Consider the following 19,248-nt stretch of genomic DNA (forward strand, 5'->3'; position numbering starts at 1 on the left):
CGCCTGTGGGTACAGGCGCATTATGCCTAGGCTTGCCCGGCAAGACACTCGTGCAGCGCGGTTTGCCAGTCCGGCAGACTGACGCCCCACTCACGCTGCAGGCGACTGCAGTCCAGACGCGAATTCAAGGGACGTGCAGCAGGCGTCGGATAGTCGCTGGAAGGGATCGGTATCAGTTCTGCGCACGGTTTGCCCTGTTCACGCAGCGCTGCGCCAATAGCCTGGGCGAAACCGAACCACGAGGTATGCCCGCCGGCCGTCAGGTGGTAGGTGCCCCAGACCCCGGGTTGCCCTGACTGCCAGCGTTCGATAAGTGCCAGGGTGCTCTGGGCAATGGTGCCCGCCCAGGTGGGGGCTCCGACCTGATCGGCGACGACCCGCAATTGTGGTTTTTCCTGGAGCAATCGCTGCATGGTCAACAGGAAGTTCCGGCCATGGGTGGAGTAAACCCAACTGGTTCGCAGAATCAGGTGTTGCCCCTGAACGTCGGCGATGGCTTGCTCGCCTGCCAGCTTGCTTTTGCCATAGACACTCAGCGGGGCTGGTACATCGGATTCGTTGTAGGGCTCTGGCTGGCTGCCGTCAAAGACGTAATCGGTGGAGTAATGAATCAGCGGCGCACCAAGCCGTGCTGCTTCCTCGGCCAAGACACCGGGCCCTGTCGCATTGATGGCGAAAGCCAGCTCGGGCTCGCTTTCTGCCTGGTCGACTGCAGTATGGGCCGCAGCGTTGATAATCAGATCGGGAGCGATCTGTCTGACCTGCTGGCGGATTTGCGCGGGCTGAGCCAGGTCAAGCCGGTCACGCCCGAGCACGATCAGATCGCCTGTATCGGCCAGGCGCAACTGCAGCTCTTTCGAGACCTGACCCTGTTGTCCACAGATGAGGATTTTCATGGGAACAGGTCAGCCTCGTTCAGGCTTTTACCGTTCTGATCCTTGGCCGAAAGCTGCGGGGCAGATTCGAGTTGCCAGTCGATGTCCAGCGTCGGGTCGTCCCAGCGAATACATCGCTCGGCAGACGGCGTGTAATAGTCGGTGGTCTTGTAGAGAAATTCGGCAACCTCGCTCAGCACGACAAAACCGTGGGCGAAGCCTTCGGGTATCCAGAGTTGGCGACGATTGTCTGCCGACAGGCGCAGGGTGAGCGATTTGCCGAAGTGCGGCGAGCTGCGCCGGATATCCACGACAACGTCGAGCACTTCACCGACGGTCACTCGCACCAGTTTCCCCTGGGTGTTTTCCAACTGATAGTGCAGACCACGCAACACACCTCTCTGCGAGCGCGAATGGTTGTCCTGTACGAACTGCGCATTCACGCCCGTCGCTTCGGCAAACGCCTTGGCATTGAAGCTCTCGTAGAAAAAGCCGCGTTCGTCACCAAACACTTTGGGTTCGATGACCATGACGCCGGGCAGATCGGTTTCGATCACGTTCATTGGTTTTCTCCGGCAATCGAATACAGGTACTGGCCATAGCCGGTCTTGCCGAAGTACTGCGCGCGCTCGAGCAGATGTTCGCGGCTGATCCACCTGTTCAGATAGGCAATCTCTTCCAGGCACGCGACTTTGAGGCCCTGGCGGTGTTCGATGGTCTGCACATACTGGGAGGCTTCAAGCAGGCTGTCGTGAGTACCGGTGTCGAGCCAGGCGAACCCGCGTCCGAAACGCTCGACCTGCAGATCGCCACGCTGCAAATACGCGTTGTTGACGTCGGTGATTTCCAGTTCGCCACGCTGCGATGGTTTGACAGCCTTGGCGATCCTGATCACGTCGTTATCGTAGAAGTACAGACCCGTCACCGCGTAGCTGGACTTGGGCTTTGCGGGTTTCTCTTCGATGGACAGGGCGCGCCCTTCGCTGTCGAAGTCGATCACGCCGAAGCGCTCTGGATCCTTGACCCAATAGCCGAACACTGTTGCGCCTTGAGGTTTGCGGGCGGCTTTCTTCAACTGTTCGCTGAAGGATTGGCCGTGGAAAATGTTGTCGCCGAGAATCAGGCACACCGGATCATTACCAATGAACTGCTCGCCGATCAGAAAGGCCTGGGCCAGTCCGTCGGGGGATGGCTGCTCGGCATAGCTGAACGAGACCCCGAACTGGCTTCCATCGCCCAGCAGGTTGCGGTATTGCGGAAGATCCTGCGGGGTGGAGATGATCAGGATGTCCTTGATCCCGGTCAGCATCAGCACCGAGATCGGGTAGTAGATCATCGGTTTGTCGTAGACCGGCAACAGCTGTTTGGATACGCCGAGCGTGATTGGATGCAATCGTGTGCCGGAGCCTCCGGCGAGAACTATGCCCTTCATCATGCGAGCAGATCCTTGATGTCGGTGGAACCCAGGCGTTCGCCCTGATAGCTGCCGTCCTGAACGCGTCGGCACCATTGACGGTTGTCCAGATACCACTGAACGGTTTTGCGCAGGCCGGTCTCGAACGTTTCTTCAGGGACCCAACCCAGTTCGCGTTCGATCTTGCCGGCGTCAATGGCGTAACGCAGGTCGTGACCGGGACGGTCCTTGACGAAAGTGATCAGGTCAGCGAATCGAGCGAAGCCCTGAGGCTTGTTGTTCGGTGCCAACTCTTCGAGCAATGAGCAGATGGCGTGCACCACCTCAATGTTCTTTTGTTCGTTGTGTCCGCCAATATTGTAGGTTTCACCCACCGCGCCTTCGGTGACCACTTTCAACAGCGCCCGGGCATGATCGTCGACGAACAGCCAGTCGCGGACTTGCTGACCGTTGCCATACACCGGCAGTGGCTTGCCGGCCAGTGCGTTGAGGATCACCAGCGGGATCAGCTTTTCCGGAAAGTGGTAGGGCCCGTAATTGTTCGAGCAATTGGTCAGCAGGACGGGCAGGCCATAAGTGCGGTGCCACGCCCGGACAAGATGATCGGACGCCGCCTTGCTTGCGGAATAGGGCGAGCTGGGGGCGTAGGGAGTTGTTTCGGTGAACAGATCGTAGACGCCATGCAGGTCGCCGTAGACCTCGTCGGTCGATATATGGTGAAAGCGGAAGGCACTTTTTTTCGGCTCGGCCAGGCCCTGCCAGTAGGCACGGGCCGCTTCCAGCAGGCTGTAAGTACCGACGATATTGGTCTGAATGAAGTCCGACGGCCCATCGATGGATCGGTCGACATGGGATTCGGCAGCCAGATGCATGATCGCATGGGGCTGGAAGCGCTTGAGCAGGGTGCTCACTGTGGACTGATCGACGATATCGGCTTGCACAAATTCGTAACGGCTGTTGTCGGCGATGCTCGTAAGCGATTCGAGATTGCCGGCGTAAGTCAGTTTGTCGAGGTTCAACACCTCGTGAGCCGTGTTGCAAATCAGGTGGCGAACCAGTGCGGAGCCAATGAAGCCGGCACCACCGGTGACGAGAATACGCATGCAGGTTGGCCTTTTTCCGTAAGACTATAAAGCGAGTGGAGCATAGCTTGTCGGCAGGGGAGGGGCGGCACAAGAGGGTTGCCCAGGGATTTTATCCATGCAGCTCTTTGTCGAAGGGTATTCGACGTACGGACGCCCGGTGCAATCCATTCAATGGTGCAGCGGCGGCCGAGTGAAACAGGGCAGTGATCGGCGCGGGGTTTACGGGGGGTTGATTATCCATCGGTGCAGTGGCGATATAGGCGCCTAATAAAATTTCAGGGGTCGTTCCATGTCGTTCGCCACGTTGATTCATCGCGCCAGTCTTCCGGGCCCACAGGTCACTGCAGAGCAGGCCTTGCAGGTTCTGACGCAGCATTACGGGCTGAGCGGCAAGTTGCAGGCGCTGGGCAGCCAGCAGGACCTCAATTACCGGGTCGACAGCGAGCGTGGGCGATTCGTGCTGAAGATCTGTCGGGGCGACTATTCGCTGGTCGAGTTGCAAGCCCAGCATGCTGGCCTGAAATATCTGGCTGAACACTGCGATGTCCACGTTCCCCGGGTCATCCCGGCCAGTGACGGCCAAGACCTGCTGACCCTGGACGTCGGTGGAGAATCGGTGCATGTACGGCTGCTCGATTACATCGAGGGCCAGCCGCTGACAGCTCTCGATCACCTTGGCCACGATGTCGTCGCCGGTTTCGGCCGGCTCTGCGGCGAAATGGATCTGGCCCTGGCCGGGTTCGACCATCCGGGACTCGAGCGCACGTTGCAATGGGACGCGCGCCATGCCAGCGCACTGATCGAGCACCTGCTGCCGGTCATCGAAGACGAACGCCAACGCGCGCTGATCGCCGAGGCTGCCGAACAGGCCAGGCTTCGTTTGCAGCCGCTGCTGGAAAAGCTGCCGGTGCAGGCGATCCACATGGACATCACCGACGACAACGTAGTCTGGCAGCGTGATGCCCGGCGGCACTGGCAGTTACAGGGCGTCATCGATTTCGGCGATCTGGTGCGCACCTGGCGTATCACCGATCTGTCGGTCACCTGCGCCGCGCTGCTGCATCATGCCGCCGGCGATCCGTTTGTGATCCTGCCGGCCGTGCAGGCCTATCACGCGGTCAATCCGCTGCAACACGAAGAACTGCTGGCGCTGTGGCCGCTGATCGTGGCGCGGGCGGCGGTGCTGGTGCTCAGTGGCGAGCAACAGGTCAGCATCGATCCGGGCAATACCTACAGCCGCGATAATCTGACCCACGAGTGGGAGATCTTCCGGGTCGCCACCTCTGTGCCTCTGGCCTTGATGGAGGCGGCGATTCTCACAGCGGTCGGCCAGACCTTGCCGACCATCGACAGTGAAGGCTTTGCGCCGTTGCTGCCCGGTCTCGTCGGGCGCGAATTCGCGTTGATCGATCTGGGTGTGTTGAGCGCGCACTTCGAGGCGGGCAATTGGGAGCAGCCTGGCATCGATCAGCGCCTGTTGAGTGAAGCAGCGGCCATCCACGGTCTGGCGGCCAGTCGATACGGGCAATACCGGTTGTCGCGCACCCGGCCCGACAGCGCCGATGAGCCAGAGACATTCCCGCTGCACGTTGAATTGCATGTGCCCCAGAGTTCGACGGTGGAAGCGCCGTTTGCTGGCGTACTTCACCTGTCGGCCGACGGCGCGCTGCGACTCGATGGTTCGCAACTGAGCCTGCGCTTGCTGGGCGTGAAACCTTCATTGCACAGTGGCGCAGCGCTGGTCAAAGGTCAGGTACTGGGTTCGGTGGACGGTCCGTTGACCGTGCAATTGATTCGCGGCGCACAGCTGGAAGCGCCGCTGTTCTGTACACCATCACGCGCGTTGGCGTGGCAGGCGTTGTCCCCCTCGCCGGCCGCACTGCTGGGCTTGGCCTGCGACGCCGAACCCGAGCTGGACGCAGCTACCTTGCTGGCGCGCCGCGACGCCAGTTTTGCCCGCACCCAAAAGCACTATTACGTCGACCCGCCGCGCATCGAGCGCGGCTGGCGCAATCACCTGATCGACATGCAGGGCCGTTCCTACCTCGACATGCTCAACAACGTCGCTGTGCTCGGCCACGGTCACCCGCGCATGGCGGCGGTCGCGAGCCGGCAGTGGTCGCTGCTCAATACCAACTCGCGATTCAACTATGCGGCGGTCGCCGAGTTTTCCGAGCGTTTGCTGAAACTCGCGCCGGAGGGCATGGATCGGGTGTTCCTGGTCAACAGCGGCAGCGAGGCCAACGATCTGGCGATCCGCCTGGCGTGGGCCGCCAGCGGTGGGCGCGACATGATCAGCGTGCTGGAGGCCTATCACGGCTGGACGGTGGGCGCGGACGCAGTGTCGACCTCGATTGCCGATAACCCGCAGGCCCTGAGCAGTCGCCCGGACTGGGTGCATGCGGTGACCGCGCCCAACACCTATCGCGGCGAATTTCGCGGCCCGGATTCGGCGCCGGATTATGTGCGCAGTGTCGAACATCATCTGGCGAAGATCGACGAGCAGAAACGCCAACTCGCCGGGTTCATCTGCGAGCCGGTCTACGGCAATGCGGGCGGGATCTCGCTACCGCCGGGCTACCTCAAGAAAGTCTATGAACTGGTGCGCGCCCGGGGCGGCGTGTGCATCGCCGATGAGGTGCAGGTCGGTTACGGGCGCATGGGCCACTTCTTCTGGGGCTTCGAAGAGCAAGGCGTGGTGCCGGACATCATCACCATGGCCAAAGGCATGGGCAACGGCCAGCCGCTGGGCGCGGTGATCACCCGCCGGGAAATCGCCGAGGCGCTGGAGGCCGAGGGCTATTTCTTCTCGTCCGCTGGCGGCAGTCCGGTGAGCTGCCAGGTCGGCATGGCGGTGCTCGACGTCATGGAAGAAGAAAAACTCTGGGAAAACGCCCAGGTGGTCGGCGCTCATTTCAAGGCCCGGCTGGAGGCGTTGATCGATCAATATCCGTTGGTCGGCGCGGTGCACGGTTCCGGGTTCTATCTGGGGGTCGAGCTGATCCGCAATCGGGAAACCCTGGAACCGGCGACCGAGGAAACCACGCGGTTGTGTGATCGCCTGCGGGAGCTGGGGATTTTCATGCAGCCAACCGGCGATTATCTGAACGTCCTGAAGATCAAACCGCCGATGGTCACCTCGCGTCAGAGCGTGGATTTCTTTGTCGACATGCTGGCGAAGGTGCTGGAAGAAGGGCTCTGAGGCGATCCGGAACCGGCAAATACCGATTTGTATCGGTATTTGCCGGGTTAAAACGAGATTGTTTTTTATTTATGGCTTCTAAAGTCGATATTTATCGTTTATAAAGTCGCCATAGTCCGTCGTCCATCCCTGTACGGCGTGTTGAAAAACCCTCGACGGTTCCCTGGAGTCTGATCGACATGACCACATTGAAAAGCACACCACGCGCCGATGGATTTTACATGCCGGCCGAATGGGCACCGCAAACCCAGACCTGGATGATCTGGCCCGAGCGTCCGGACAACTGGCGTCTCGGCGGCAAACCGGCGCAGGCCGCCCACGCGGCAGTGGCCAAAGCCATCGCGCGTTTCGAACCGGTCACCGTGGCGGTCTCTGCCGGCCAGTACGAAAACGCTCGTGCTCGCCTCGACGTGCCGAATATCCGCGTGGTCGAGATGTCCAGCGATGACGCCTGGGTTCGCGATAGCGGCCCGACTTTCGTGATCAACAACAGCGGCGAAGTGCGCGGTGTGAACTGGGACTTCAATGCCTGGGGCGGCTTCGACGGCGGCCTGTATTCGCCGTGGAACCGCGACTCTCAGGTCGGCGGCAAGATCCTCGAAATCGAGCGAAGCCCGCGTTATCGCACCGAAGGCTTCGTGCTCGAAGGCGGCTCGATTCACGTCGACGGCGAAGGCACCCTGATCACCACCGAAGAATGTCTGCTCAACCGCAATCGCAACCCGCACCTGGGTCGCGAAGAGATCGAAGCGGTGCTCAGCGAAAACCTGTCGGTGGACAAGATCATCTGGCTGCCGGATGGCCTGTTCAACGACGAAACCGACGGCCATGTGGATAACTTCTGCTGCTACGTGCGTCCGGGCGAAGTGCTGCTGGCGTGGACCGACGATCCGCAGGATCCGAACTACCCGCGCTGCCAGGCCGCGATGAAAGTGCTGGAAAGCAGCACCGACGCCAAGGGCCGCCCGTTCACGGTGCACAAGATGCCGATTCCGGGGCCGCTGTTTGCCACCGAAGAAGAATGCGCGGGCGTGGATCCGGTGGACGGCACTCAGGAACGTAACCCGAGCGTACGCCTGGCCGGTTCCTACGTGAACTTCCTGATCGTCAACGGCGGCATCATCGCGCCGAGCTTCGACGATCCGATGGACGCGCCGGCGCGGGAGATCCTGCAGAACCTGTTCCCGCAACATGAAGTGGTGATGGTGCCGGGCCGCGAACTGTTACTGGGCGGCGGCAACATTCACTGCCTTACCCAACAGCAACCCGCGCCGCACAAAGAGTGAGTGCGGATGTAACAGCTTGAGTTGATTGAAAAATCGACCGGTCAGTCATTCGTTGCCCACGCTTGAAGAGAAACCCGCAGCCCGTCAGGACTGCGGGTTTCTTTATATCCGCCTGTCGGCAGTTTCCAGACATTGGCATAGCTCTTGTATCGCTCATGACGCACTAGGGAGGGGGGAGAACTTCAACAGTTCTGTCATAAACCTTGGATAACGTAGCCGCTCATGAACGGGGAGAGAGCGCTGAAATGAACGCCGAAGTGAACGTAATCAGCGAGCGGACGTTGCATCCCATGACGGTAAATAGTGAGTCGCTCCAGATTGTCGCGCACTGGTTGAAGTCCAATGGAACGCGTCAGATCAGGGAACCTGATCCGCGCCGGATGATGATCGAGCGTTACCCCGCTGGCCTGTTCAGCGAGGCCGAACTGGAAGCACTGTGGGATGTGATGGAAGGATAAGAAGAACAAACAAGGATTGTAAAAAGCGCTGCCGGGATGGCAGCGCTTTTTTTATGGGCGCGAATCAGAAGCTGTAGGTGCCGGTGACTACCAGGCTGCGCGGTGCGCCCGGCTGGATCTGGAACGCGCTGGTGGCCGACGAGTAATACTCGCGGTCGGTGATGTTGTTCAGGGCGCCACGCAGGTCCCAGTCCTTGTGGCGGTAGCCGACCAGCGCGTCCCAACGGCCGTAGCCCGGCAACACGGTGGTGTTGGCGTTGTCGGCATAACGCTGGCCGACCAGGGTCAGGCCGGTTTCGGCGTACCAGCCCATTTCCGGTTTCCAGGTCAGGAACAGGCTGCCGTTGCGCTTGGCCACGTTGTTCACGCGTTTGCCTTCCAGGGCGTTGTTGTCCTTCTCGATGGTCGCGTCCTGCACGCCTACACCACCGCGCACATACCAGTTGCCGACGATCTTGCCGGTACCGGTCAGCTCGATCCCGCGCGAGCGTTGCAGACCGCTGAGCACGGTCAGGGTCGGGTCGTTCGGATCGGTGGTGCGGCGGTTGTAGAGTTCCAGCTCATAGACGGCTAGGGTGGTGCTCAGGCGATTGTCGAGCCAGTCGCTTTTCACGCCGATCTCTTTCTGCTTGGTCAGCTCCGGGCTCAGGTCATTGGTGTTACCGGCCGCGCCTGGGGTGATACCGATCAGACCACCGCCTACCGGCGAGAAAGTCTTGGTCCACGAGGCGTAGAACGAATGATTCTGCAGCGGCGTCCAGACCACGCCGAAACGCGGACTGGTGCTGTGGCTGTCACGGTCTTCGGAGATGTTGCGCAGCTTGTTGGTCGACTCGATATCGAAGGTGTCGTAGCGCAGGCCGGCCAGCAATTGCCATTGATCGTTCAGGCGCAGTTGATCCTGAACATAGACCGCGCGGCTTTCGACTTCGGTGTGGCTGCTGCTCGACACCTGCATGCGCCCGGTGTGGCGCAGGTCGCGGTTGGGGTTGTACAGATCCAGCGACGGCACGGCGGAACTGCCGCGCCCGGACGTGGCGGCGTTGTAGAGCGTCGGGTCGCGGCGCTGGCTGCCGGTTTCGAGGCCGGTCAGCAGGCGGTGCTCGAGGTCGAAAGTTTCGAATCCGCCTTCCAGCTCAACGTTGTTGAACACGTTACGGGTGGTCAGGTCCTGCTGCCAGTGCTGGCGGGTGACCTTCTGCGTCGCCGGGGTGTAACCGGTGAGGTAGGTGTTGTCGAAATCGCTGTCGAGCTTGAACACACCGAGCGTGTGGCGCAGCTGCCAGTTGTCGTTGATTTCATAAGCCAGTTTCGAGCGCAGGGATTGCGTTTTGTCGTCGATGAAATCGTGATCGTTGCCGTAGGTCGTGTCCCGACCGACATCTGCCGGACGTCCACCGACCCCGGGAATGCCGCGATCCGGCGTGCGGTTGTAGCGGCTGTATTCGTATTGCACCAGCCAGTTCAGGTCAGGCGTGAGCTGCCAACTCATCGACGGTGCAAACAGCTGGCGATTGCCGCTGACGCCGTCGCGGAAGCTGTTTTCGTCCATGTTGCCCATGTTCAGGCGCAGGCTGATGTTGTCGCTCGGGTCGGTGCTGAGATCGGCGTACAGGCTGCGCAGGTCTTCGCTGCCACCCTGGGCCTCGATGGTCGAACGGCGGCCGAATTCGGGTGCCTTGCTGACGCGGTTGACGATCCCGCCCTGGCTGCCACGGCCATACAGCACGGCGGCCGGACCCTTGAGCACTTCGACGCGTTCGATGTTGTGCAGGTCGCGCTTGTACTGGCTGTCGTCGCGGATGCCGTCCAGATAGAAGTCGTTGCTGGCGTCGAAACCACGGATGCGCAGACTGTCGAAGCGCGTATCGCCGCCGCCGCTGACGTTGGGAATACCGCTCAGGGCATCTTCGATGTCATTGATGCCGTAATCCGCGACATTGGCGGTCTTGATCGAATCGATCGCCTGCGGCACGTAACGCACCGGGGTGGAGGTGCGGGTCGCGGTGTTGCTGACCTTTACGCGCGGATCATCAACCTGCGCTTCTGCGCTGATCGACGTGGCGGGAAGCTCGGTCGCGGAGTAAGCGAAACCGGAGGACAAAAAGGCAGAAAGCCCAAGCGTGACGGGCGTGAGACGGAACGGGGCAGGCATTGAAAAGCGCATCCGAAAGGTTGGAAGAATTCGAGCGCGCGAATGGTAATGCTTTGCATTTACTCCCGTTAATTATTCCTGAAAGGTTCCGTGGTTTGATTGTGTCAATTTATTTCATGTTTGTGTCGGAGCGGACAACAAGCGCATTTGACCGATTGCCGAAACAGACTGAAAGCCATTCCGGCGTTTTTCCGCAACGACCGAGGGACTAATGTGCCGACATCGTTTTTCCCACCTTCTGAGCGGAGCTTTCCGATGACTCTTCATTACATCTACGACCCGCTGTGCGGCTGGTGCTATGGCGCCAAACCACTGGTGCAGGCCGCCCAGCAAGTGCTGCCCGTGATCGCCCACGCCGGCGGCATGATGACCGGCGCCAACCGCCAGAACGTTTCACCGCAACTGCGCAATTACGTGATGCCTCACGACCGACGCATTGCCGAATACACCGGTCAGCCCTTCGGCGAAGCTTATTTCGAAGGCCTGTTGCGCGATCACTCGGCGGTGTTTGATTCGGCACCACCGATTGCCGCTGTGATGGCAGCGGAAAAAATCGACGGTCGTGGCCTGGAGCTGCTTGGCCGTTTGCAGACTGCGCACTATGTCGAAGGGCGGCGAATTGCCGACGAAAGTGTGCTTGTGGAATACGCGGTAGAGCAGGGCTACAACGCCGATATGTTCTTGAACGCCGTGAAGTCCGTCGACACCGAACAACATATAAAGAACAGCCGTGCCCTGTTGGCAAAACTGGGTGGGCAGGGTTTTCCAACTTTTGCACTGGAACAGGACGGTCAGTTCACACTGGTAGATATCGGGCCGTGGCTGGGCAAGCCAGAAGCCTTCGCCCAATGGTTGAGTGAGTCGTTTACGCCTGCGCCAGGGACTGAAACCTTGCAGGTCTGTGGCCTAGATGGTTGCGCGTAATCCCGCATCAAAATCCCTGACTGCGAGCAATTCCGTGCACGAAGCCATCACAAAATTTACTTTTTTTAGACGTTTTTCGCCTATTTAAAGACGATTCTTGAAATTGACACATTGTTGAGGGCGCGGCTACGATTCGGCCCAACGCCTGTGGCTAACCGCCATGACTCAAAATTAGGAGCAGGCCCGCCATGACATTGTCTTGAGCGGGTCTTTTTGTTTCGGGGTGAATAAAAGAGTGCAATAAGCGCCGTTTCAGCCGTTCGACACAGCGCGTTTCAACCCGTAATAAGGAAAACAAAATGTTGAACAAGCGAATCAGTCTGATCGCACTGGGGATGTTGAGTGCCACTTCGGCCATGGCTAACGACCAGGCCGAGTCCAAGGGTTTTGTGGAAGACAGCAGCCTCAAAGTGCTGCTGCGCAATGCCTACATCAATCGTGATTACAAAAACGGTAACGACGATAAAGCCGAGTGGGGCCAAGCGGCCATCGGTACGTTCTCGTCCGGTTTCACCCAGGGCACCGTCGGTGTGGGTGTGGACGCGTTCGGTCTGTACGCGCTGCGTCTGGACGGCGGCAAGGGCCGCAGCGGCGCCGGCGGTATCGACTTTTTCAAGCAAGACAACAACGGCAACCCGGCTGACGATCTGGCCAAGGGCGGCGCGGCAGTCAAATTCCGTTTCTCCAACACCGTGCTGACCTACGGTGACCAGATGCCGGCCCTGCCGGTGCTGAACTACGACAACTCCCGTCTGCTCCCAGAGAGCTACACCGGTACCTTGATCACTTCCAAAGAGATCAAAGGTCTGCAGCTGGATGCTGGCCGTTTCACCGCGGAATCGCGCAAGAGCGATGAAGGCCGTGACAGCGGTGGTCTGAAGTCGATCAACGTGTTGGGCGGTAGCTACCAGTTCACCGAAAACTTCAAGGGCGCGCTGTACGCTTCCGACGTCGAAGACGTGCTGAAGAAGCAATACGTGAACGCCAACTACGTGTTGCCGTTCAACAAGGATCAGTCCCTGACCCTGGACTTCAACGGCTACCGCACCAAGCTGGAAGACTCCTACATCCGCGAGAACACTGTACCGGGTAAAAGTATCGTCACTGGTGACGACAACAAAATCTGGAGCCTGGCAGCAACCTTCGCCACTGGTCCGCACTCGTTCACCGTGGCGCACCAGCGTTCCACCGGCGACAGTAACCTGGGCTACGCCTACGGCGGCTACCAGAAAGATCAACATCGTGTCGGGGACGGTGGCAACACCATCTACCTGGCCAACTCCTACTGGTCCGACTTCAACGCTGAAGACGAGCGCAGCTGGCAGTTGGGCTACGGCCTGGACTTCAGCGCATTCGGCGTACCGGGTCTGAGCTACAACTTCGCGTACGTGCGTGGCGACAACATCACCACGTCCACCAGCGAAGGCGGCACCGAGCGCGAGATCTTCAACCAGTTCAAGTACGTCGTGCAAAGTGGCCCGGCCAAAGACCTGAGCATCAAGCTGCGCAGCTCGATCCTGCGTGTTTCGCAGAAATCCAGCGAATACAACGTCAGCGGCAACGAACTGCGTGTGTTCGTGGATTACCCGATTAACATCTTCTGATGATCGGTTGAACCCGCGAAACGTGACAGAAAAACCCCGACTTGTTCGGGGTTTTTTTTTGACGCTTTTTGAAAAAACAGTATAAAAACCCGTGTTTTTGTCATTTGAAATGCACTTTCAAGCCGTTTCAAATCGCGCTTCAAACAGGGCTTTAAATGCCTGAAATTCTTTCTCATGGACGCAAATTCTCCACCTAATAGATTAGGCCGCTCAATGCAGCGGAGAATTTGGTAATGATCGTTTTAACCAGAGAAGTGGGCGAATCGCTACGGCGCGACAAGTACGCCAATGTGCAGGGTGCTGACTTCAATCTCTACGGTCATTTCGCCGACTTCGTCAGACTGACCAAAAGTTGGGAAAACATGGAGCCTGACAGTTACTACGGTCAGGCCGAAGCCGGCATGCGTTACCGTCGTTACAGCGACTTTGAGTACAACCCCAAGACTCGCGAACTGAAGCAGCTGGAACATCGCGCGTACGTGCAGTCCAAGGCCAACAACAGCTATGTGGGCGGCGTGGTGCGGCACTTCCAGGACTTCTCGGACGAAGTCATCAGCTCGCCGGTAATGCGCAGCCTGATCGACACCGATTTTGAAGTGTACAAAAGCGTGTTGCCGGAAGAGCTGCACGATGAAATCTGGCAATGCCAGATCCATCAGATCCGCATCGAGATCAAACCCGGCAAACAACTGGAAATCACCCCGGAAGGGATTCACTGCGACGGTTATCCGTTCAGCGGCGTGCACTTCTGGGGCCGCAACAATGTCGAGGGTGCGGAGAGTCGTCTGTACGACATCCACGAGCAGCAACTGGCGTCGACCACCTACCAGGAAATCCTCGACACAACTTACTTCCTCGACCGCGACATGCGCCACTACGTGACCCCGGCGCGCAACACCCATACCCATGCCATGGCGTACCGGCAGATCCTGGCAATTTCTTTCTCGCGGCCCGGGACCGCTTTCGACATTGTTCGCTAATCAGATCACCCAAATAGACGGCGTCGAATGCTCGACGCCGGTGGTGCTGCGGCGCGCGACGGCCAAGGACGCGCAGCGCATGGAGCGCTTCTTCCGCCAGTTCGACGAAGTGTCGTTCTGTGAATGGCAGGACGCCAAATGCCTGCGCGGCGTGTTGATCCAGAAAACCACCACGGCCTATCTCGCCTTCGACGTCGAAGGCGAGATCGTCGGCGCGGTGCTGGGCGGCATGCTCGGCAGCCGTGGCACGATCAACCATCTGGCGGTCAGCCTGCGCTATCGCAGCCAGGGCGTGGGCCAGCGGCTGGTGGAAGCGGCGTCGGCCGACATGAAACGGGTCGGTGTGCTGCGGATGTTTCTGTTCGTCGACGATGCTAACCTCGCGGGCAAGCGTTTCTGGACGGCCCAGGGTTTTTGCGAACCTCACGGCGAGCGGACATTTGAGAGGGATCTATGAATGAAACATCCGGCAGTGCGCCGCTGATGGTCGACCGTCAGCCATCGCGCACCTTTGCCGAAGCCAGCCCGGTGGTGGCCGGTTACTTCACCGTGTCGTTCGTGTTCGGGCTGATGGCCGTCAACGCCGGGCTACCGCTGTGGCTGCCGGTGGCCATGTGTCTGTTCGTGTATGCCGGGGCTTCGCAATTCGCGGCGCTGGCGCTGATCAGCAGCGGGGCATCGCTGACCACCATCGTGCTGACCACGTTTCTGATCAACGCGCGGCACATGCTGATGTCGGTCTACATGGCGAAGGCCCTGCGCGCGCTGGGCCTGAGCCGCATGGAGCGCTGGTGTTACGCCGGCGGCCTGACCGATGAATCGTTCGCCTTCCACAGCGTCAAACTGGGCACTGGTGCACCGGTGAACATCCGATATCTGATCGGCTTCAACCTGTTTTGCCACACCTCCTGGGTGATCGGCGGATTGCTCGGAGCCTTGTGTGCGCAGTACGCGTCGCACCTGATCAAATACCAGCTCGATTACGCGCTGACCGCGATGATGCTCTACGTGCTGGTCTCGCTGTGCAACACCCGCAACAAACTCATCGCCGCTATGGCCGCAGTCGTCTGCATGGGCGCACTGAGTCTGGTGGGCAGCTCGCCATTCAACGTTTTCATCGCCACGTTTGTGGGCTGCGGAGTGGGTGTATGCCTGACCAAACGTTCCTGATTCTGGTGGTCGCTCTGATGATGGCCGTGACCTTCCTGCCACGGGCCTTGCCGCTGCAGGTCAACACCGAGCACTGGCCGCCCTTCGTCGCGCGGGCGCTGGAATACCTGCCGGTGGCGATCGTCGCTGCGATCAGCCTGACACCCTTGTTGATCAAGGATCAGCACATACAGCTCGATCGCCCGGAATTCTATGCAGCGATTCCGACGCTGTTATGTGCGTATTTCAGCAAAAACCTCTTTCTCAGTGTGGCGGTTGGGACGGCTGCGTACATTGCGCTCGGCTCGTTCATGTAGCGGCAGATCGACCACGTCGTTCAACGCCTGGCCGGACAGATCCGGGTTGTTCACCGCCAGGCGCACTTCGAGGAAATCCTCGAACCCGGGGAAAATCGTCAGGCCGTTTTTCTGCGCGGCCTCGCGGGAGACCATGCCGACCGCGTCCATCTGGGTGATGAGCGACAAAGTCAGCGTTTCGCTGCAGGAGTAGATCGTCCGCTGACTGTTCTCGTGATTGCCCAGCCCTGCGTCGAGAAAACGCAAAAAGCTGTGGGAATACGGACAATCTTCTGCGGGACGCACCTGAAACTTGTTGCCGAGCAACGTCAGCGGATCGTTCTCCTGACCACAGTGCGCGCCGACCACCTGCACCTGCACTTCAGGCAGGACAATGCTCGGCAGACCCGGACGCTGCGGGCCGATCAACACCGCAAGGTCGAAGTCCTCGTTCTTCAGCTTGCTGAGGTTTTCCATCGACTCGGCGTAGCTGAATTCCATCTGGTAATCGGGAAACACCTCGATCAGGCGCCCGATCAATCGTCGGTTGAAATCCGGGTCCAGCGTGGTGTTCAACGCCACTTTCAATGTGCGTTGTCCCGGCACCTTCAATGCTTCGACTTTCTCTTCCATCTGCCGCGTGGCAATCAGCACTCTGTCCATATAAGGCGTCAGCTCGGTGCCTTGCGGCGTCAGCGTCAGCCCCTTGTTGGATCGTCTAAACAAGCGGAAACCGAACTGCTCTTCGACCTTGTTCAACTGTGCGGCCAGGGCCTGCACGGTCAGGCACGAATGCTCGGCTGCGGCCGACAACGAGCCGGTCTGCACGATGCGCATGAGGTTGCGTAAGGTTCTGCTATCCATGGGTAATGCCCTCTGAAGTGGGCTGGGTATTGTTGTGTACGTGACGACCTGAACGGCGCCATTTGCTGGCTATATTCCTGCACCTGAGCATAGTTGTCGCGCAATTAGTAGCGAATTGATGTCCCTGCCGATGGCTGGAGGCTGACACAGGATCGGGGTTTTTGGTGACGTGGGGGTGATTGGGGTCAAAAAAAGTGCACGGTTTGGGTGCGTCTTCGGGTTTTTCCAAAGGAATTTTGGCGCGATTTTTACAGGCTATTCATTACACCACTTCACAAATGAAGTACCCCACCCCTACTTTTTCCCCTCCCGGCACACGCCTAAATTGAGCTCCAACACCTGACCATCATCCCGAGGGCAGGTCACTGGAGTAGTCGTCATGCCATTTGTCAGCGTACGTATCACCCGCGACGGCGTTACCCGTGAGCAGAAAGCTCAGGTGATCGCCGAAATCACTGAAACCCTGGAACGCGTCCTCAACAAACGCCCGGACCTGACCCACATCGTGATCGAAGAAGTCGACACCGATAACTGGGGCTACGCCGGCATCACCACCACCGAGTACCGCCGACAACTGGCGGAACGGGGCCAGTCATGACCCCGACCGTGACCATCGATTTCGTCTCCGACGTGGTGTGCCCCTGGTGCGCACTCGGGGCGACAGCGCTGGAGCAGGCGATCGGCAATCTGGCCGGCGAGGTTTCGGTGGAGCTGACCTACAAGCCCTTCGAACTCAACCCGGACATGCCCGCCGAAGGCGAACCGGCCGTGCAGCACCTGATGCGCAAATACGGCCGCACCGCCGAAGACGTCGCCGCCGGCAAGAAGATGCAGATCGAACGCGGCAAAGCCATCGGTTTCGAGTTCGACCTGGAGAAACGCACGCACTTTCACAACACCTTCGATGCTCATCGATTGCTGATGTGGGCGGCGCAGGAAGGGCGGCAGATCGCGCTGAAAAAGATCCTGCTGCGCGCTTACTTCCGCGACGGCGACAACCCCAACGATCACCCGACGCTGATCCGTCTGGCGACCGAAGCGGGACTGGATGCAGCGAGGGCCCGCAAGGTGCTGGTCAACGACGAATTCGCCAGCGAAGTGCGGCAACTGCAGGCGTTTTACCGGCAGCACGGAATCAACTCGGTGCCCGCGCTGATCCTGAACGGCAAGCACCTCGTCTCCGGTTCGCAATCGGTCGAGTACTACGAACAAATGCTGAAACAACTGGCTAGCGCCTGATTCAACGCCTACTTATTGATTGAGGATTTCATCATGAGCAATTCGAAAAAAACTGTCGTTATCACTGGTGCTTCCCAAGGTCTGGGCGAAGGCATGGTCAAAGCCTTCCGTGAGCTGGGCTACAACATCGTCGCCACCTCGCGCTCGATCAAACCGTCGAACGACCCGCAAATCCTGACCATCGCCGGCGACATCGGCGACCCGGCCACTGCTCAACGCGTGATCAGCGAAGGCGTGGCACGCTTCGGCCGCATCGACACCCTGGTCAACAACGCCGGCATCTTCGTCGCCAAACCGTTCACCGCCTACACCCCGGAAGACTACGCAGCGGTGCTGTCGGTCAACCTCAACGGCTTCTTCTACATAACCCAACTGGCCATCGCCGAGATGGAAAAACAGGGCAAGGGCCACGTGGTCAATATCACCACCAGCTTGGTCGACCACGCGGTAGACGGCGTGCCCTCGGTCCTCGCTTCGCTGACCAAGGGCGGTCTCAATGCTGCGACGAAATCCCTGGCCATTGAATACGCCAAACGCGGAATCCGGGTGAACGCGGTCTCGCCGGGCATCATCAAAACGCCGATGCACGGCGAGGAAACCCACGCTGCACTGGGCGCGCTGCATCCGGTTGGACACATGGGCGAGATCGACGACATTGCGCAGGCGGTGGTGTATCTCGATAACGCGAATTTTGTGACTGGCGAGATTCTGCATGTAGATGGTGGGCAGAGCGCTGGGCACTGATTGATCCGGTAACACAAAGCCCTCGCCGCGATGCGAGGGCTTTTTTATGGGCGACGGTTTATGGATCCGGACTCAGCACTTTGACCGCGTCATCGACCAGCGCCTTACTCAACTCCTGCAAATATTGCGAGGCGCAGGCGTGGAGTTCTGGATCGTTGGCGGCAGAAGTATCGGAGGTGAGCAGTTTGGAAATGTGCAGCAGATGCGAGGCGTGGGAGAGGGCGGTGACGACCGGGACGCCGGAGTTGGTGCGGAAGAGTGCGTGGTTGTACTGGAAGGAGAAATGGGTGAGGCCGAGGGTTTTCAGATCGTGGGGATGGGTCATGGCTTCACCTACCGTTTGTTGGGAGGTGGAAAGGGCAGACTTTGGATGGATCGATGCTAATCATTTGTGAAACTCCCTGTATCAAATGGGGCTGCCAATTCGTTATCAGGCGAATGGGGTGGCAGCTATGCGCAGGCTGATAAACCGGAGATACAGGAACCCGGCAGACCCGAAGGTCTCCCACGCACAGCCGCCATTACACGGAATTGCAGGCATGAAAAAGCGCCGACAAACGTGGGTTGGGGCGCTGGTGCGCCTGCATCTTACGCGGGTTATCAGGCCCGGTCGCTGAATTGGCAGCGACGGGATTGACGGTAGCGTGGGGGAGGGTTGGGCGCAATCGTGGCCAGGTGGTGGCGGAGGCTGGCGATGTTCCGGATGTGCGGTGCAACAGTTATGTTGCATGCGTAACAGATATGTTGCACATTCGCTCTACCGAAACAGCGAGTGATGCACATGAAGTACAGCGAGTTTCGGCGATGGTTGAAAGCCCAAGGCGTCGAGTTCCAAGCCGGCAAGGGCAGTCATTTCAAGGTTTCCTTGAATGGCAAATCAACTGTCTTTCCCGACCACGGAGCCAAGGAAATGGGCGAAGGGTTGAGAAAATCGATAATCAAACAGCTGGGCCTCAAGGATTGAGGCCCAGCT

Annotated in this window: 20 protein-coding genes; 13 read left to right on the forward strand and 7 right to left on the reverse strand. The window is 59.2% G+C overall.

From position 1 onward, the window contains the following. Positions 1 to 26: 26 nt before the first annotated feature. The 4 genes from rfbD to rfbB are packed head-to-tail and all read right to left on the reverse strand — an operon-like array spanning position 27 to position 3,392. Complete coding sequence (rfbD, locus tag C1X29_RS13350) at positions 27 to 896, reverse strand: dTDP-4-dehydrorhamnose reductase (protein WP_085746354.1); 870 nt, start codon at positions 894 to 896, stop codon at positions 27 to 29. Continuing rightward, positions 893 to 1,438, reverse strand: coding sequence for a dTDP-4-dehydrorhamnose 3,5-epimerase (rfbC, locus tag C1X29_RS13355; protein WP_102717638.1), 546 nt, complete (start codon positions 1,436 to 1,438; stop codon positions 893 to 895). The genes rfbD and rfbC overlap by 4 nt, the downstream gene beginning before the upstream one ends. Beyond that, on the reverse strand, positions 1,435 to 2,310 hold the full coding sequence (gene rfbA / locus C1X29_RS13360; RefSeq protein WP_102717639.1) for a glucose-1-phosphate thymidylyltransferase RfbA: 876 nt from the start codon (positions 2,308 to 2,310) through the stop codon (positions 1,435 to 1,437). The genes rfbC and rfbA overlap by 4 nt, the downstream gene beginning before the upstream one ends. Continuing rightward, positions 2,307 to 3,392: a dTDP-glucose 4,6-dehydratase gene (rfbB, locus tag C1X29_RS13365; RefSeq protein ID WP_102717640.1), complete on the reverse strand. Its 1,086-nt coding sequence runs from the start codon at positions 3,390 to 3,392 to the stop codon at positions 2,307 to 2,309. The genes rfbA and rfbB overlap by 4 nt, the downstream gene beginning before the upstream one ends. Positions 3,393 to 3,663: 271 nt before the next feature. On the opposite strand from rfbB, the gene C1X29_RS13370 reads away from it, so the two are divergent. The 3 genes from C1X29_RS13370 (at position 3,664) to C1X29_RS13380 (ending at position 8,320) form a co-directional block, all read left to right on the forward strand. Next, positions 3,664 to 6,576, forward strand: coding sequence for an aminotransferase (locus C1X29_RS13370; RefSeq protein WP_102717641.1), 2,913 nt, complete (start codon positions 3,664 to 3,666; stop codon positions 6,574 to 6,576). 179 nt (positions 6,577 to 6,755) lie between these two features. After that, positions 6,756 to 7,862, forward strand: a complete 1,107-nt coding sequence (aguA, locus tag C1X29_RS13375; protein ID WP_007952634.1) for an agmatine deiminase — start codon at positions 6,756 to 6,758, stop codon at positions 7,860 to 7,862. 245 nt (positions 7,863 to 8,107) lie between these two features. Next, a complete protein-coding gene (locus C1X29_RS13380) occupies positions 8,108 to 8,320 on the forward strand; it encodes a hypothetical protein (RefSeq protein WP_102687846.1) in 213 nt (70 codons plus the stop codon). Positions 8,321 to 8,384: 64 nt separating this feature from the next. Here the strand turns inward: C1X29_RS13380 and C1X29_RS13385 are convergent, their stop codons facing one another. Beyond that, complete coding sequence (locus C1X29_RS13385; RefSeq protein WP_102717642.1) at positions 8,385 to 10,475, reverse strand: TonB-dependent siderophore receptor; 2,091 nt, start codon at positions 10,473 to 10,475, stop codon at positions 8,385 to 8,387. 255 nt (positions 10,476 to 10,730) lie between these two features. On the opposite strand from C1X29_RS13385, the gene C1X29_RS13390 reads away from it, so the two are divergent. The 6 genes from C1X29_RS13390 to C1X29_RS13415 all read left to right on the forward strand — a co-directional run bounded on the left by C1X29_RS13390 (position 10,731) and on the right by C1X29_RS13415 (position 15,449). Beyond that, on the forward strand, positions 10,731 to 11,399 hold the full coding sequence (locus C1X29_RS13390; RefSeq protein WP_085746361.1) for a DsbA family protein: 669 nt from the start codon (positions 10,731 to 10,733) through the stop codon (positions 11,397 to 11,399). Between the two features lie 299 nt (positions 11,400 to 11,698). Continuing rightward, complete coding sequence (locus C1X29_RS13395; RefSeq protein ID WP_085746362.1) at positions 11,699 to 13,003, forward strand: OprD family porin; 1,305 nt, start codon at positions 11,699 to 11,701, stop codon at positions 13,001 to 13,003. A 233-nt stretch (positions 13,004 to 13,236) separates the two neighbouring features. Continuing rightward, positions 13,237 to 13,983, forward strand: a complete 747-nt coding sequence (locus C1X29_RS13400) for a 2OG-Fe dioxygenase family protein (RefSeq protein ID WP_102687849.1) — start codon at positions 13,237 to 13,239, stop codon at positions 13,981 to 13,983. A 79-nt stretch (positions 13,984 to 14,062) separates the two neighbouring features. Next, entirely contained in the window at positions 14,063 to 14,440 is a 378-nt protein-coding gene (locus tag C1X29_RS13405) for a GNAT family N-acetyltransferase (RefSeq protein WP_007952618.1), read from the forward strand. Next, positions 14,437 to 15,153, forward strand: a complete 717-nt coding sequence (locus C1X29_RS13410; RefSeq protein ID WP_085702720.1) for an AzlC family ABC transporter permease — start codon at positions 14,437 to 14,439, stop codon at positions 15,151 to 15,153. The genes C1X29_RS13405 and C1X29_RS13410 overlap by 4 nt, the downstream gene beginning before the upstream one ends. After that, positions 15,132 to 15,449: an AzlD domain-containing protein gene (locus tag C1X29_RS13415; RefSeq protein WP_007952614.1), complete on the forward strand. Its 318-nt coding sequence runs from the start codon at positions 15,132 to 15,134 to the stop codon at positions 15,447 to 15,449. The genes C1X29_RS13410 and C1X29_RS13415 overlap by 22 nt, the downstream gene beginning before the upstream one ends. Here C1X29_RS13415 and C1X29_RS13420 read toward each other — a convergent pair. After that, the gene (locus C1X29_RS13420; RefSeq protein ID WP_085647967.1) at positions 15,366 to 16,292 is read right to left on the reverse strand and encodes a LysR family transcriptional regulator; all 927 of its coding nucleotides are present in this window, start codon (positions 16,290 to 16,292) and stop codon (positions 15,366 to 15,368) included. The two genes, C1X29_RS13415 and C1X29_RS13420, sit on opposite strands and share 84 nt — an antisense overlap. A gap of 379 nt (positions 16,293 to 16,671) precedes the next feature. On the opposite strand from C1X29_RS13420, the gene C1X29_RS13425 reads away from it, so the two are divergent. The 3 genes from C1X29_RS13425 to C1X29_RS13435 are packed head-to-tail and all read left to right on the forward strand — an operon-like array spanning position 16,672 to position 18,275. Further along, positions 16,672 to 16,890 carry a 4-oxalocrotonate tautomerase family protein gene (locus tag C1X29_RS13425; protein ID WP_007952610.1) on the forward strand — a complete coding sequence of 73 codons (219 nt, stop codon included), beginning with the start codon at positions 16,672 to 16,674 and terminating at the stop codon, positions 16,888 to 16,890. Beyond that, positions 16,887 to 17,531, forward strand: a complete 645-nt coding sequence (locus C1X29_RS13430; RefSeq protein WP_085746363.1) for a DsbA family oxidoreductase — start codon at positions 16,887 to 16,889, stop codon at positions 17,529 to 17,531. Before C1X29_RS13425 ends, C1X29_RS13430 begins: the two co-directional genes overlap by 4 nt. Before the next feature lie 33 nt (positions 17,532 to 17,564). Then, a complete protein-coding gene (locus C1X29_RS13435; protein ID WP_102717643.1) occupies positions 17,565 to 18,275 on the forward strand; it encodes an SDR family NAD(P)-dependent oxidoreductase in 711 nt (236 codons plus the stop codon). Between the two features lie 58 nt (positions 18,276 to 18,333). On the opposite strand, the gene C1X29_RS13440 is transcribed toward C1X29_RS13435, so the two are convergent. After that, positions 18,334 to 18,600, reverse strand: coding sequence for a DUF3077 domain-containing protein (locus C1X29_RS13440; protein WP_102687853.1), 267 nt, complete (start codon positions 18,598 to 18,600; stop codon positions 18,334 to 18,336). A 456-nt stretch (positions 18,601 to 19,056) separates the two neighbouring features. Here C1X29_RS13440 and C1X29_RS13445 point away from each other — a divergent pair, with 456 nt between their 5' ends. After that, positions 19,057 to 19,239 carry a type II toxin-antitoxin system HicA family toxin gene (locus C1X29_RS13445; protein WP_102687894.1) on the forward strand — a complete coding sequence of 61 codons (183 nt, stop codon included), beginning with the start codon at positions 19,057 to 19,059 and terminating at the stop codon, positions 19,237 to 19,239. Positions 19,240 to 19,248: the final 9 nt, after the last annotated feature.

It is taken from the genome of Pseudomonas sp. GW456-12-10-14-LB2, assembly GCF_002884345.1.
Lineage (GTDB): Bacteria > Pseudomonadota > Gammaproteobacteria > Pseudomonadales > Pseudomonadaceae > Aquipseudomonas > Aquipseudomonas paraglycinae.